At 54.4% G+C, this 15040-nt stretch carries 14 protein-coding genes; 6 read left to right on the top strand and 8 right to left on the bottom strand.

Going from position 1 to position 15040, the window contains the following annotated elements; translation table 11 throughout:
* Positions 1–33 precede the first annotated feature (33 nt).
* On the bottom strand, positions 34–504 hold the full coding sequence (locus B9K09_RS21350; RefSeq protein ID WP_087519231.1) for a thioesterase family protein: 471 nt from the start codon (positions 502–504) through the stop codon (positions 34–36).
* 127 nt (positions 505–631) lie between these two features.
* Positions 632–1291 carry an isoprenoid biosynthesis glyoxalase ElbB gene (gene elbB, locus B9K09_RS21345; protein WP_087518695.1) on the bottom strand — a complete coding sequence of 220 codons (660 nt, stop codon included), beginning with the start codon at positions 1289–1291 and terminating at the stop codon, positions 632–634.
* A gap of 492 nt (positions 1292–1783) precedes the next feature.
* Here elbB and B9K09_RS21340 point away from each other — a divergent pair, with 492 nt between their 5' ends.
* On the top strand, positions 1784–3019 hold the full coding sequence (locus B9K09_RS21340; RefSeq protein ID WP_087518694.1) for a sterol desaturase family protein: 1236 nt from the start codon (positions 1784–1786) through the stop codon (positions 3017–3019).
* A 50-nt stretch (positions 3020–3069) separates the two neighbouring features.
* On the opposite strand, the gene B9K09_RS21335 is transcribed toward B9K09_RS21340, so the two are convergent.
* On the bottom strand, positions 3070–3642 hold the full coding sequence (locus B9K09_RS21335) for a DedA family protein (protein WP_087518693.1): 573 nt from the start codon (positions 3640–3642) through the stop codon (positions 3070–3072).
* A 284-nt stretch (positions 3643–3926) separates the two neighbouring features.
* Between B9K09_RS21335 and hemB the strand changes: the two genes are divergently transcribed.
* Together hemB and ppk1 are read left to right on the top strand one after the other, a co-directional pair.
* Positions 3927–4940 (top strand): porphobilinogen synthase, encoded by a 1014-nt coding sequence (gene hemB / locus B9K09_RS21330; protein WP_087518692.1) that lies wholly within the window; start codon positions 3927–3929, stop codon positions 4938–4940.
* An 18-nt stretch (positions 4941–4958) separates the two neighbouring features.
* Positions 4959–7163: a polyphosphate kinase 1 gene (gene ppk1, locus B9K09_RS21325; protein ID WP_087518691.1), complete on the top strand. Its 2205-nt coding sequence runs from the start codon at positions 4959–4961 to the stop codon at positions 7161–7163.
* On the opposite strand, the gene ppx is transcribed toward ppk1, so the two are convergent.
* The 5 genes from ppx to B9K09_RS21300 form a co-directional block, all read right to left on the bottom strand.
* Positions 7150–8652: an exopolyphosphatase gene (gene ppx, locus B9K09_RS21320; RefSeq protein ID WP_157699395.1), complete on the bottom strand. Its 1503-nt coding sequence runs from the start codon at positions 8650–8652 to the stop codon at positions 7150–7152. The two genes, ppk1 and ppx, sit on opposite strands and share 14 nt — an antisense overlap.
* 320 nt (positions 8653–8972) lie before the next feature.
* Entirely contained in the window at positions 8973–9704 is a 732-nt protein-coding gene (locus B9K09_RS21315) for an amino acid ABC transporter ATP-binding protein (protein WP_087518689.1), read from the bottom strand.
* Entirely contained in the window at positions 9691–10341 is a 651-nt protein-coding gene (locus B9K09_RS21310) for an amino acid ABC transporter permease (protein WP_177408748.1), read from the bottom strand. The genes B9K09_RS21315 and B9K09_RS21310 overlap by 14 nt, the downstream gene beginning before the upstream one ends.
* Entirely contained in the window at positions 10338–11003 is a 666-nt protein-coding gene (locus B9K09_RS21305; protein ID WP_087518687.1) for an amino acid ABC transporter permease, read from the bottom strand. Before B9K09_RS21305 ends, B9K09_RS21310 begins: the two co-directional genes overlap by 4 nt.
* A 30-nt stretch (positions 11004–11033) precedes the next feature.
* Entirely contained in the window at positions 11034–11819 is a 786-nt protein-coding gene (locus tag B9K09_RS21300) for a transporter substrate-binding domain-containing protein (RefSeq protein ID WP_087518686.1), read from the bottom strand.
* A gap of 284 nt (positions 11820–12103) precedes the next feature.
* On the opposite strand from B9K09_RS21300, the gene B9K09_RS21295 reads away from it, so the two are divergent.
* The 3 genes from B9K09_RS21295 (at position 12104) to rho (ending at position 14750) form a co-directional block, all read left to right on the top strand.
* Positions 12104–12811: a FadR/GntR family transcriptional regulator gene (locus B9K09_RS21295; RefSeq protein ID WP_087518685.1), complete on the top strand. Its 708-nt coding sequence runs from the start codon at positions 12104–12106 to the stop codon at positions 12809–12811.
* Between the two features lie 117 nt (positions 12812–12928).
* Positions 12929–13255 (top strand): thioredoxin TrxA, encoded by a 327-nt coding sequence (gene trxA / locus B9K09_RS21290; RefSeq protein WP_087518684.1) that lies wholly within the window; start codon positions 12929–12931, stop codon positions 13253–13255.
* A 235-nt stretch (positions 13256–13490) separates the two neighbouring features.
* Positions 13491–14750 carry a transcription termination factor Rho gene (gene rho / locus B9K09_RS21285; RefSeq protein ID WP_087518683.1) on the top strand — a complete coding sequence of 420 codons (1260 nt, stop codon included), beginning with the start codon at positions 13491–13493 and terminating at the stop codon, positions 14748–14750.
* The last annotated feature ends 290 nt before the right edge of the window (positions 14751–15040 follow it).

Genomic DNA, 15040 nt, shown 5'->3' with positions numbered 1-15040 from the left:
TGGCGTAGAGCTTCAGCCGCATAACGTAAAGCTTCAGCCGCATAGATAGGTGCCGGTGCCGACAGCAATCAGGGTGCCGTCATCGCTGTGTAATTCGCTGCGAACAACCGCGACTTTGTTGCCAGAGCGCAGCATGACTGCGTTCGCGGTAAAACTCTGGCCGCGTCCCGGTCGCAGATAGTCGATGCGCAAGTCGATGGTGCCCAGTTTTGACAGGCGGGCCATGCGCTCGTTGCTGTCGAGGTGTTGATGGCGTTCAAATGCTCCAATCAACGCCATCGCGCCGCCTGATACATCAAGGATGGTCGCGATAACGCCACCGTGAAGAATGCCGTGGACGAAGTTGCCGATCAGCTCAGGCTTCATCGGCAGGCTCATGCGCACTGACTCTGTTGAAAGGTGGTCGATGGTGATGCCCAGCGACTGGTTAAACGGGATGCGTTGGAAGAAGGCGCTGATCGCCTGATTCATTTCGTCAGTCAGAGTAAAGGCCGCGTGGGTCATGATTGATTGCTTACGTGGGGTTTTGCCCACGCTGGCGTAGTGCGCGGGTTTTGACCAGAGGCGCGGCGGGAGTGCCGCGCTCATTGGCCAGATAACCCTGCAATAAAGTGGCTGAGCTACAAACAGCCTACTTGTGGGTCATCTCCAGCACCCGGTCAACAAGCTTGTAGATGCCAGATGCGGCTTCGCTTATCGACTGCGCAAGCATATAAGCAGGTGTTGTGACCAGCTTGCGGGTCTCGTCTACAAATATTTCACTGACCTCGCAGTCGTGATGAATTGCACCCATCGCAGTCATCGCGCTGGCGGTGTCTGGATCGTTGCCGATGGTACAATTGACGCCTTCGCCGAAGAAGCGCGCAGCCATGGCTGGAGCGATACACATCAAGCCAACGGGTTTGTTCGCTGTGACAAAGCTCTGCACAGCCTTCAATACGTCAGGTTGCACTGTGCAACTGGCGCCAGCGACAGCAAAGTCCGATAGGTTTTTAGCTGCACCAAAACCGCCAGGTATGATGAGCGCGTCGAAGTTGTCAGCGCTCAACTCATGGACATTTTTGATTTCGCCACGGGCGATGCGTGCAGATTCAACCAACACATTGCGCGTTTCACTGGTTTCATCGCCGCTCAGGTGGTCGACCACATGCAGTTGTGGCACATCCGGTGCAAAGCACTGGACCTGAGCGCCTCGTTGATCCAGGCGCAGTAAGGTGATTACGCTTTCGTGGATCTCGGCGCCGTCATACACGCCGCAACCTGAAAGAATTACAGCAACTTTTTTATTCATTGAGTTCCCCTTAAAAACCGCTGAAAAACTACTGCGCTTAGTATGGCTGAGGCAGCCGATGCTACGTTAAAAATCTGTTCAGATGACTTATTCACAGCCCGTAAAATCGAGCGCAATCCCCGGTTGCTTTTCGCATCTTTGACTCGCTGACGCTCGCCCTTCGGGCCAGCGAACACGATTTAATGCGAGCTGGCTTTCCATGAATGCAGCGACAGTCGATATAGCGGCGCCAAATCACGCACGCGATAAACCTTCGACTGTTATTTCGGCTGGTTGTTGCATGTGACCATGTTTGTCTTTGCCGGCCGCTCGCCCGCTATCAGCGCAGGTTTTGTGTCTTCATCTGCCACTGTATTTGGCTTGTTCGGCCGCGAATCAAGCGTCCGACTGGATTACGCTTGATAGTAGAGTCTGTTGCGGTTTTGTTCACCTTTTGTGGCGAACTAGTTACAGGCTTTCGCGCCAGGATAACCATAACGATACGGCTGAGATATGAATTACATTCTATATGCAGTGCCATTCTTCTTTGTGTTGATCGCCCTCGAACTATTGGCAGATCGGTGGCGAGGCGTCAGTACCTACAGGCTTTCTGACTCGATCAACAGCATGAGCGCTGGCGTCTTGTCGACCACGGTTGGACTGGTGACCAAAGTCATTGGTCTACTCACCTATACCGTTGCTTGGGAGCATTTTGGCCTGTTTGAATTAGCCGCAGACAGTCTTTGGGTGTGGTTGTTTGCCTTTGTCGTATACGATTTTTGTTACTACTGGAATCATCGTTTGGGCCACGAGCGCAATGTGCTTTGGGCAGCACATTCGGTGCATCACCAGAGTGAAGAATACAATCTCACCACGGCCTTGCGTCAGACCAGCACAGGGTTTCTCTTCGGTTGGATTTTTTACCTGCCGATGGCGCTGATCGGGGTGCCGCCGCTGGTATTTCTGGCGGTGGCTTCGTTGAATCTGCTTTATCAGTTCTGGGTCCACACACGGCACATCCCTAAGCTGGGCTGGTTCGAGTGGTTATTTATCACACCGTCAAACCACCGCGTGCATCACGCGCAAAACCAGATTTATATGGACCGTAACTACGGTGGTGTATTTATCCTCTGGGATCGTTTGTTTGGTTCCTTTCAAGAAGAACTCGACGAACATCCGGTGGTGTTTGGTGTGACCACGCCATTGGCCAGCTGGAATCCGCTGTGGGCCAATCTGCAGGTGTATGCGGCGCTGTGGCAAGACGCCAAGCGCACGTCGTCAATCTGGGACAAGCTGCGCATATGGTTTATGCGCACGGGCTGGCGTCCGGCAGATGTTGCCGCTGCGTATCCGCAAGCCAAGCCGGACCTGAGCCAGTTTGTTAAATTTGATGTGCCGCTGAGTGTTTATCGTAAGGTCTATGCCGCGCTGCAATTTAGCGTTTATGTGCTCGGCGGCAGTTACTTAATGGCCAACGCCGAGCAATTGAGTGTGCTGGCATTATTGGTTGGCTGCATTTGGGTTGGCTTTGGTCTTTACTGCATTGGGGTATGGTTGGAAAGCCGTGATTGGGCGGTGCGTATTGAACTGGTGCGCCTTGGGCTCAATGTACCACTGCTGTGGTTGGCAGACATGCAGGGTGTGTTTCCCATGAGCGGTTTGGCGTGGTTACTTGTGGCGGTATACAGCGCCTTGAGCTGCGTCGCGCTGCTGGCTGAGCGGCGTAACGACCAGGCCGTTGCGGCTTGAGCGGGCTATTGCTTGAAGATAGCCAGCTAGTTGGCTGAATGATCGCGGGCTTAAGCTTCGGGTGATTGAGAGCGGTTGCGCGCTTTGCACCGTGAGTATAACCAAAGGCTCAAGCCGATCACCGCGATGCTGCCCAGCAGGTAAAACTCATAGCGGCGCAAGTCGCCGAGCACCGACTGCAACGCGCTGCCCAAGTGGTAGGCGGCGTAGCTAATGCCTATCGACCAGACCGCAACGGCAATGCTGTCCAGCAGCAGATAGCGGCGCCATGAGTAGCCGGTCATGCCGATGGCCAGCGGCATGACCATGCGCATACCATAGATAAAACGAAAACTCAGAACCCACAGGTCGGTATTGCGCCGTAAGTGATGCAGCGCTTTGTCGCCAGCCTTTTGCCATTTCGGTTTCTTTGCTAGTAACGTGCGTCCGTGTCGACGACCGAGGAAATACCACCATTGATCTGTCGCCAGGGTGCCGCAGAAGGCAAAAAACGCCACCCACTCAATCTTCAAGTAACCTTGCAAGGCGAGGTACGCGCCAAACAGTACCGAGGCCTCGCCCTCGATAAATGTGCCAACAACCAGCGCCACATAACCGAACTGATGAATGAAATGTTCAAGCATTAAGGTGTCTCAGCCATGCATGAAGGTGCTTAGATTACCCCTTCCGCTGCTCGGGAAATACTCGGCTGCGCTCGACGGCGCACGGCTGGAGGGTACAATCATTCGATTAATCGTTGCTCGCGTCCTCGCCCACTCGCTTGAATAGGCTGGGTATCGCCATTTTTGACCCTGATTGCTTTGACTGCGACGCGCAGTCGCAGTTCGCAGAAGGCTGTCATTAATTGGTCATAATGTTCGTTTATAACTGTCACACTCGCCCGTTGCTACGGGCTATGGAGCCTGTCGTGAGTTTTACCCCTGCCCACCGTCTGTTCCCCGCCACACGCCTGCGTCGTAACCGTCGTGATGATTTTTCCAGGCGCCTGGTGCGCGAAAATCGCTTGAGTGTTGATGACCTGATTCTGCCGGTCTTTGTCCTTGATGGTGACAATCGTCGTGAACAAATCCCGTCGATGCCAGGCGTCGAGCGGTTGAGTATCGACCTGTTGCTGCAAGAGGCTGAAAAGTGGGTTGAGTTGGGCATTCCAGCCTTGGCTTTATTCCCGGTCACGCCGCTTGAGAAAAAATCGCTGGATGGCAGTGAAGCGTGGAACCCTGACGGCATTGCCCAGCGCGCGATTCGTGCATTGCGTGCGCGTTTCCCAGAGCTGGGCGTGATCAGTGATGTGGCATTGGACCCGTTCACCACCCACGGTCAAGACGGCATTCTCGATGCAGACGGTTATGTGCAGAACGACATCACCGTTGATGCACTGGTCAAGCAAGCGTTGTCGCACGCCGATGCCGGTGCTCAGGTTGTTGCGCCTTCGGATATGATGGACGGGCGTATTCAGGCGATCCGTGAAGCGCTGGAATTGGCTGACCATACCAATGTGCGGATCATGGCTTACTCCGCCAAATACGCCAGCGCCTATTACGGCCCATTCCGTGACGCCGTGGGCTCAGCTGCTAACTTAGGTAAAGGCAGCAAGAACACCTACCAGATGGATCCGGCTAACGGTGACGAGGCGCTTCACGAAGTGGCCGCCGACCTGGCTGAAGGCGCGGACATGGTCATGGTTAAACCGGGTATGCCGTATCTCGACATCGTCTGGCGCGTTAAGCAGGAATTTAAGGTGCCGACCTTTGTCTATCAGGTCAGTGGCGAGTACGCCATGCACATGGCCGCCATCCAGAACGGCTGGCTCAGCGAGGCAGTCATTCTTGAGTCACTGACAGGCTTCAAGCGTGCAGGCGCTGACGGTATTCTGACTTACTTTGCCGTGCGTGCGGCCGAACTGTTAAAACAAGGGCAATAGCCCCTAGGAACCCCGCAAATGAACACCGAAGGATTGACTGAATTGCAAACTGAAGAGCCGGTTGTCGTTGAGGCACCGGCACCGGTTGTTGAGCCTGCTGCACCGGTTGCCGCAGAGGCTCATCCGGCGCCGCCAATGGTGGTGCCGAGCCTGGATGACAGCAGCTTGTATATCCACCGCGAGCTGTCGCAGCTGCAATTCAATATCCGCGTGCTTGAGCAGGCGCTGGATGAGTCATATCCGTTGCTGGAACGCCTGAAGTTCTTGCTGATCTTCTCCAGCAATCTGGATGAGTTCTTCGAGATTCGTGTTGCGGGCCTGAAAAAACAGATTACCTTCGCCCGTGAGCAAGCGGCTGCTGATGGCCTGCAGCCGCATCAGGCGTTGGCGCGTATCTCTGAACTGGTGCATGAGCAAGTCACGCGTCAGTACACGATTTTGAATGAAACGCTGTTGCCGGCACTGGAAAAGCACAAGGTACGGTTTATCCGCCGGCGTCATTGGAACACCAAGATTAAGGCATGGGTGCGGCGCTATTTTCGTGATGAAATTGCGCCGATCATCACCCCGATTGGTCTTGATCCAACGCACCCATTCCCATTGTTGGTTAACAAGAGCCTGAACTTTATCGTTGAGCTTGAGGGCGTTGATGCCTTCGGTCGCGACTCGGGCTTGGCGATTATCCCGGCGCCACGTTTGTTGCCGCGAATTATCCGCGTGCCGGAAGAGGTTGGCGGCGCGGGCGATAATTATGTGTTCCTGTCGTCGATGATCCACGCTCACGCCGATGACTTGTTCGTCGGCATGAAGGTCAAAGGTTGCTATCAGTTCCGCCTGACACGTAACGCCGACTTGTCGGTAGATACCGAGGATGTGGAAGACCTGGCGCGTGCGCTGCGCGGCGAGCTGTTCTCGCGTCGTTATGGTGATGCGGTGCGGCTTGAGGTGGTGGATACCTGCCCGAAAAACCTCAGCGATTATTTGCTCAAGCAGTTCGGTCTGGCCGACAGCGAGCTTTACCGTGTCGGCGGCCCGGTAAACTTGACGCGGCTGTTCAGCGTCACCGGCTTGGAAAGCCATCCAGAGCTGCAATACACGCCTTTTACCCCGGTTATTCCCAAGCTGCTGCAAAACAGTGACAACATCTTCAACGTTGTCAGCAAGCAAGACATTCTGTTGCTGCACCCGTTCGAGTCATTCACGCCGGTCGTGGATTTGCTGCGTCAAGCGGCCAAAGACCCGCACGTACTGGCGATCAAGCAAACCCTGTATCGCTCGGGTGCTAACTCGGAAATCGTCGATGCGCTGGTTGAAGCGGCGCGTAACGGTAAAGAGGTGACGGCGGTTATTGAGCTGCGCGCCCGCTTCGATGAAGAGTCAAACCTGCAGTTGGCGAGCCGTTTGCAGGCCGCCGGTGCGGTGGTTATTTACGGTGTTGTCGGCTTTAAAACCCACGCCAAAATGATGCTGATCCTGCGGCGTGAAAGTGGCGATATTGTGCGTTATGCGCATATGGGCACAGGTAACTATCACGCGGGCAACGCGCGTCTTTACACCGATTACAGCCTGCTGACGGCAGACGTTGCGCTGTGTGAAGACGTCTCGAAGATGTTTAGCCAGTTGATCGGTATGGGTAAAACCCTGCGCATGAAGAAGTTGCTGCATGCGCCGTTTACCCTGAAAAAGACCTTGCTCGACATGATCGCCAAAGAGACCTTGTTGGCCTCTGAAGGAAAGCCTGCGCACATCATGGCCAAGTTCAACTCACTGACTGATCCGAAGATTATTCGGGCGTTGTATAAAGCCAGTCAGAGCGGGGTCAGGATTGATCTGGTGGTGCGCGGTATGTGCTGCCTGCGTCCGGGTATTCCGGGTGTTTCGCACAACATTCAGGTGCGCTCGATTATTGGCCGCTTCCTTGAGCACACGCGGGTCTTCTACTTCCTCAATGAAGGCGAGGAGAAGATCTATCTGTCGAGTGCTGACTGGATGGAGCGCAACCTCGATAAGCGCGTAGAAACCGCGTTTCCGGTCGAAGGCAGGAAGCTGATCTTGCGGGTCAAGAAAGAGCTGGAAATGTACCTCAGCGATAACACCCACAGCTGGGTATTGCAGCCTGACGGTCGCTACCTGCAAAGCAGTCCGACCGGCAACCAAAACCCGCGCAGTGCGCAGGCCGGGTTGCTTGATAAGCTGACAGTACCGCTGGTTAGCGCACGCTAAGCTCGATACCGACGCGTTTTAACCACTCGGCTTCCTGAGTGAAGTCAGCCTGGGTCAACGGGTTGGCTTCCAGCCAGCCATCCGGGAAGCGGTACTCAAGGCTCTGTGCAGAGGCTTTTAGCTCTACTTTGGGCATTTCCTGAGTGCTGCGGATGTGATGGAACAGAATCGCAAAGCGCAGCAATACGCATAGGCGAATCAGGGTGATGCTTTCTTTACCGAATTCGGCGAGCTTGTCCTTGGGAATATTACGCCGGTGGCCGCGTATCAATAAGGCCAGCATCTGCTGGTCGATGCGTGAGAAACCGGCCAAATCAGAGTGCTCAACCAGATAGGCGCCATGCTTGTGATATTGGTAGTGGGCGATGTCCAAGCCCAGTTCGTGGACGCGTGCGGCCCAGACCAGCAGCTCCTTGTGCCAATCCTCTTTTAGCGACCACGTTTTCTCAACCTGTGCGAGCGCCTCGAGTGCCTTCGATTCAACGCGGGCGGCTTGCTCAAGGTCAACGTGATAACGCTCCATCAGCGCGCTCAGGGTGCGCTCACGGACGTCTTCATGATGATGGCGGCCGAGCAGGTCATAGAGCACGCCTTCACGCAGCGCACCTTCTGAATGGGACATGCTGTTCAGCTCGCAGGCATCGAAAATGGCCTCCATGATTGCCAAGCCAGCCGGGAAAATGCCGCGACGATCTGCTTTGATCCCGTCGAGATCAAGCTTATCAACGTCACCCAGCTTGAGCACTTTGCGCTTCAGCCAGGCCAGCCCTTCGCTGTTGACTTCACCTTTACCCAAGCCTGCTGCTTGAATGGTCAGGCCGATTGCCTTGATGGTGCCAGAGGCGCCAACGGCTTCCTCCCAGCCCAAGCGGCGCAGTGCATGCTCAATACCCATTATCTCGAGACGTGCAGCAGTGTATGCCTGGGCGTAACGTGCTTGAGTAATCTTGCCGTCTTTGAAAAAGCGCTGGGTATAGCTCACACAACCCATCTGCAGGCTTTCGCGCAGCAGGGGTTCAAACCGTTTGCCGATAATGAATTCGGTGCTGCCGCCACCAATGTCAGTAACGAGGCGCTTTCCGGGGGTATCGGCAATGCTGTGTGATACACCCAAATAGATCAGTCGAGCTTCTTCGCGTCCGGAAATCACTTCAACCGGGTGGCCCAATACTTCTTCGGCGCGTTGAATGAACTCCGCGCGATTACGGGCTTCACGCAAGGCATTGGTGGCGACGATGCGTACAGCACCTTGGGGCAAGTTTGCAGTGAGTTGGGCAAAGCGGCGCAAGCAGTCGATGCCGCGCTGCATGGCGTCTTCGTTGAGAACCCGATCTTCGTTGATACCTGCGGCGAGTTGCACCTTGTCGCCGAGGCGTTCAAGGATACGGATTTCGCCATGATCGGCTTTGGCTAACACCATGTGAAAGCTGTTTGAGCCAAGGTCGATAGCGGCAATCAATGGGTATGACTCGTTAGAGTTTTCTGGCATGGCATGTGAGATCTCGATGCTGAACTCGGTCATCGTGCCACGATCAACCGACCACGCCAACGCCTAGCAATCTGGTAGCAGATATTTTTGCTGGTCATAAAGACCTTGCCGCACCCACAGGCGGGCGTCCGCTGGGTTTTTTGCAAGGCCTTAATAAATCTTTCCAAGTGATTTTATAGCGACACCAGTAACGATCGCTGAACGTCTTGCTCATCGCAGTTATGCGCCTCGCCGTCGCGATCAATGCTCGCAAACACTTCACCGAACGGCGCAAAGGGCTCGCGGTATAAAGGGCTCTTGGCGTAGCGCTCAGGGTTCGCTCATAAATGAACCGAGCTAATGAAATTGCGCAACTCTGCTGTTTGCGGTTCGGCAAACAGTTGTTTCGGGTCGCCCACTTCATGCACTTTGCCTTGATGCATAAACACCAGCTTGTCGCCGACTTCACGGGCGAAGCGCATTTCATGGGTGACCATAATCAGGGTCATGCCTTCGCTGGCCAATTGCTTGACCACCGCCAACACCTCATTTACCAGCTCCGGGTCGAGCGCCGAGGTTATTTCATCGCACAGCAGCACCTTGGGCGACATGGCCAAGGCCCGTGCAATGGCAACGCGCTGCTGTTGACCACCGGAAAGTTGCTCGGGGTACGCGGCAAACTTCTCGCCAAGGCCGACGCGATCGAGCATTTGCTGGGCCAAGGTTGCAGCTTGTTCGCGGGGTATCTTTTTCACCACCTGAGGAGCGAGCATTACATTCTCGCCAACGCTCAGGTGTGGAAACAGATTGAATTGCTGAAATACCATGCCGACCTTTTGCCGCAAGCTGCGTAAATCGGCACGCGCTGCGTCGAGGTATTCGCCATCGACTTCAATTACCCCGTCATTGATCGATTCCAAGCCATTGAGGGTGCGCAACAAGGTGCTTTTGCCCGAGCCACTGCGGCCGATGATGGCCACGACTTCACCTTCGGCTACCTCAAGGTCTATCCCCTTGAGCACGTGATTGTCGCCGTAGTATTTGTGCAGGGCGCTGACGTTAAGCAGTGACATTGAGCCTCCTTTCCAGGCGGTGTGCAGCAAACGAGAGGGGGTAGCAGAGTAGGAAGTAGCCCAGCGCAACAAAGCCATAAACCATGAACGGTTCAAACGTGGCATTTGCCAGCATGCCGCCGGTTTTGGTCAGTTCGGTGAAACCAATGATTGAGGTCACAGCGGTGCCTTTCACGACCTGCACCGAGAAGCCAACGGTGGGGGCGATGGCGATACGCAGGGCTTGCGGCAGCACTACGTGGCGCAATACTTCGAGCCGCGACAGGGCCAGGCTTTCTGAGGCTTCCCACTGCCCGCGCGGAATGGACTCGACACAACCGCGCCAGATCTCGGCGAGAAACGCGCTGGTGAACAGCGTGAGCGCGATAGCGGCGGCCAGCCAGGGTGAAACGTCGATGCCAAGCAGGGCTACGCCGAAAAACACCATGAATAACTGCATCAGCAAAGGTGTGCCCTGGAATAGCTCAATGTAGCCGTAAGCCAGAACCCGCAAAGGCTGCAGCGGGGCGATTCGCGCCAGTAATACTAGCAACCCGGCAATACCGCCGCAGACAAACGCCACCAATGACAACAGCAGCGTCCACTGCAAGCCAGTGAGCAGGTTGCGGATAATGTCCCAAAGGGTGAAGTCCATCAGCGCGCTCCTGCAATAAAGCGTCGGCCAACCCACGCCAGCAACTGGCGAATAATGATCGCCATGGCCAGGTACAGCAGTGTTGTGACTAGATAGGTTTCAAAGGCGCGGAAGTTGCGTGATTGAATGAAGTTGGCGGCGAACGACAACTCTTCCGTGGATATCTGCGAGCACACCGACGAGCCCAGCATGACGATGATTATCTGGCTTGATAGCGCGGGCCAAACTTTACTCAACGCCGGGCGTAGGACGACATAGCGAAATATCTCAAAACGGCTCATGGCCAATGCTGAAGCGGCTTGGAGCTGGCCAGCCGGAACGGCTTGAATCCCTGCGCGGATAATTTCCGTGGAATAGGCGCCGAGGTTGATCACCATCGCCAGTACGGCTGCTTCCCACTCATTCATGCGTACGCCAAGGGCGGGCAGGCCGAAGAAAATGAAAAACAGCTGAACAATAAAGGGCGTGTTGCGTATCAGCTCAACGTAGATCGCAAAGACCCGATTGAATGGTTTGATCTTCCAGGCACGTAATACCGCGCCAATAATCCCTAAGCCGACACCGAGCACAGTGCCAACCAGCGTTAGGGCCAGGGTGAACATTGCGCCTTGCAGCAGCAGATCAGCATTTTCAAGTACGGGAACAAAGTTGAACTGGTACGCCATCGAGTCAGGCCTCCAACAAGGTGTGAAGGCTTATAGGTCGGCAGGCAGTGGCTGCTTCAACCATTTCTCGCTGATGTCGTTGAGGCTGCCGTCAGTCTTGGCGGTGCTGATGATCTGGTTAACCTTGTCGAGCAGGGCTGGCTCGTTTTTGTTCAAGCCAACATAAGTGGGCGAGTCCTTGAGGTTGAGCTTCATTGCAGGTACACGTTTTGGATTGCGCTCAGCAATGGCCGACATCACAACGTTACCACTGGCGATTAAATCAACCTGGCCAGAAAGGTAGGCGGCGATGGTCGAGTTGTTGTCTTCGAAGCGCTTGATCGTTGCATCTTTAGGCGCAACCTTGCTTAGCTCGATGTCTTCGATAGCGCCACGGGTGACGCTAATGGTTTTGCCGGAGAGGTCGGCCAGCGATGCCACAGCGGCGTCCTCAGGACCAAACACCCCTAAATAAAACGGCGCGTAAGCCTCCGAGAAATCAATTACCGATTCACGCTCAGGGTTTTTACCCAGGCTGGAGATGACCAGATCAACTTTGCCGGTGGTTAGGAACGGAATGCGGTTGGTACTGTTGACTGGCGTGAGCTCCAGTTTTACCGAGAGTTTGTCAGCCAGCAGTTGGGCTGTGTCGATATCCAGGCCGCGAGGTTTTAGATCAGGACCCACCGAGCCAAATGGTGGAAAGTCTTGCGGGACTGCAACTTTCAACACCCCGCGTTCGCTAATGTCACTGAGGCCATCAGCACTGGCTGTGGTCATGCTTAGCATCAGGCTAGCGAACAGGATGCTGAGTAGGCTGCGGTTAGCGTGGGTCATGGCTGTCTCCCGACTGGGTAATTAAATTCGAACAATTTCGATAAGTGCTTGATTGCATCAGCTGTGCCAATAGTCAGTAGATTCATGCACTTACGATTATTGCTTTTGCAAAACAAGGTCTTACTGGTCTGAACAGTTAAGAATCTGACTAGTTGGTCGGGAATTTTTTTGCGCCATCTCAGTGCGCTAATTTCAAGGGCGCGCAATGGCGGGGCGTAACTTGCCAGTGGGTGCTAAATGGCCTTACAAAGACAGTCTTACTGGACTGACCGGCCCGAACAGTTATGCATGCTTCTACGCCTCGCGCGGTACCTGAATATGCCCTGCAAGCAATCCGCGATCTGATCGAGCAAGAGGATTACCGCGCTGGCGATGCGCTGCCCTCGCAGCGTGATCTGGCCGAGCGGCTTGGGGTCAGTCGTACCTCATTGCGTGAGGCGCTTTCATCGCTGAGCGCGTTGGGCTTGGTCAGTGTGCAGCCTGGTAAAGGGGTGTTTGTGCAGGCGCCGGCAACGCAGCTGACCGCTAGTAATGGGTTCGCTTGGCCGTTTGCCGCTCAGGTCTCTGCGGCCGATACCTTTCAGTTACGTTTCGCATTAGAGGGCTTTGCTTGCGGGCTCGCGGCGGTGACCTTGAGTGCGCAAGAGCTGGATGCCCTGCAAGATAACGTCGAACAGATGCGGTTAGAGCTGCGGGCCAGTGATTTTGAGCGCGCGTCACAGCTGGATTTTGATTTTCATCGGCGTATTTTGCAGGCCAGTGGTAATCAGGCGATGCTGGGGATTGTCACTTCGAGCGCTGATATTTTCCTCGAAAGTCAGAAGTTGCCGTTCATTCGTCCCGAGCGTGCGCTGGAAACGTGGAAGGAACATACTAAGATTCTCAGGGCGCTCGGACGTCGTGCAAAAGCACCCGCGCAGAAGGCTATGCAGCAGCACATACGCGCCGCTGCTTTACGCACAGGCATCGCTTTCGTCACGCTTGGAGATTAGTTCGATATGAAAAATGTATTGAGTTATTGAAAAACGCAATTGTGCTTTTCTGGCTGTGATTGCAAAGCCGCGTTATGATGTCTGCCAATTTTGTTGCTTCCGAACTCGGAGATTTCCATGAGCGAATTCATCACTAGCGTCAGCGACGCAAGCTTTGACCAAGAAGTCATTCAAGCCGAAGGCGCTATTCTGGTCGACTACTGGGCTGAATGGTGTGGCCCGTGCAAAATGATTGCACCGGTTCTCGACGAGATTGCTCAGACTTATCAAGGCAAGCTTAAAGTTTGCAAACTGAACATCGACGAAAACCAGGAAACGCCACCAAAGTACGGCGTGCGCGGTATCCCAACACTGATGCTGTTCAAGAATGGCAATGTTGAGGCGACCAAGGTTGGCGCACTGTCGAAGTCGCAACTGACTGCGTTCCTAGATAGCAATATCTAAGTCGTTTTGTGAAAAAGCCCCGAAATATCGGGGCTTTTTTTGTATTTAAAGGCTAGACGTGCGTATTTGCACGATGTTACATTCGACCTCGCTGTATTTCCTATACAGCCCCCTGCATAGCCGTCGCCGACGCATTCCTTTATGAATCATTTCGCGATCCAGTCGCCTTCAAGTGCGGCGCGGCCTCCCAAGCTAATAGCTTATTTTCCCTCCTCACAATGATTACGTCATTCCTATGAATCTGACCGAACTCAAGCAAAAGCCGATTACTGAACTGCTCGAAATGGCCGAACAGATGGGCATCGATAACATGGCCCGTTCGCGCAAGCAGGACGTGATTTTCTCGCTACTGAAACGACACTCTAAAGGCGGCGAAGAAATTTCCGGTGATGGCGTGTTGGAAATTCTCCAGGACGGTTTCGGCTTCCTCCGCTCTGCGGATGCCTCATATCTCGCTGGCCCAGACGATATTTATGTTTCGCCAAGCCAGATCCGCCGTTTCAACCTGCGTACTGGCGACACCATCGTCGGTAAAATTCGCCCGCCAAAAGAAGGCGAACGCTACTTCGCACTGCTCAAGGTCGACACGATCAATTACGACCGTCCTGAGAACGCGAAGAACAAGATTCTTTTTGAAAACCTGACGCCGCTGTTTCCTACCAAGCGTCTGGTTATGGAAGCCGGTAACGGCTCCACTGAAGACATCACCGGTCGCGTTATCGACCTGTGTGCGCCGATTGGTAAAGGTCAGCGTGGTCTGATTGTTGCGCCGCCAAAAGCGGGCAAGACCATCATGCTGCAGAACATTGCCAGCAACATCACGCGTAACAACCCTGAGTGCCACCTGATCGTTCTGTTGATCGATGAGCGCCCTGAAGAAGTAACTGAAATGCAGCGCACTGTGCGCGGTGAAGTCGTTGCTTCGACCTTCGATGAGCCACCAACCCGCCACGTGCAGGTTGCTGAAATGGTCATCGAGAAGGCCAAGCGTCTGGTTGAACACAAGAAAGACGTGGTCATCCTGCTCGACTCGATTACCCGTCTGGCGCGTGCCTACAACACCGTAATCCCAAGCTCCGGCAAGGTATTGACCGGTGGTGTTGATGCTCACGCCCTGGAGAAGCCAAAGCGCTTCTTCGGTGCCGCACGTAACATCGAAGAAGGTGGCTCGCTGACCATTCTGGCGACCGCGCTGGTTGAAACCGGTTCGAAGATGGACGAAGTGATTTACGAAGAATTCAAAGGTACCGGTAACATGGAACTGCCTTTGGATCGTCGTATCGCTGAGAAGCGCGTTTTCCCTGCGATCAACATCAACCGCTCCGGTACCCGCCGCGAAGAGTTGCTGACCGCTGAAGACGAGCTACAGCGCATTTGGATTCTGCGTAAGTTGCTGCACCCAATGGATGAGATTGCCGCCATTGAATTCTTGATCGACAAGCTTAAAGCGACCAAGACCAATGAAGAGTTTTTCATGTCCATGAAGCGTAAGTGATTGGGGTTGATTGGGGTTGGCTTGCGGCCGTGTGTGCTGCGGTGATGCTGCGTTAGAAATTACCTCGGCGTGCTCATGTACTACTCGTACACTGCGCGGCCTCGGTAATTTCTGCCTTGCCTGACCTTTGCACACGCGACCTCGGTTTGCGGTGAGTCGTGTTTAGATCAAGTGACTTGTTGTACTGTAAGATTTCGCAAAAGCCGGGTAATCATTACTGATCCCGGCTTTTGTGTTTGTGTGAATTGGCTTTTGGCCTTCTGAATAACTGAGTGGGGCGTTAAACTTTG

This window comes from Pseudomonas sp. M30-35, assembly GCF_002163625.1.
In the GTDB taxonomy this organism is placed as follows: domain Bacteria; phylum Pseudomonadota; class Gammaproteobacteria; order Pseudomonadales; family Pseudomonadaceae; genus Aquipseudomonas.
This window is presented reverse-complemented; position numbering and strand designations above follow the sequence as displayed.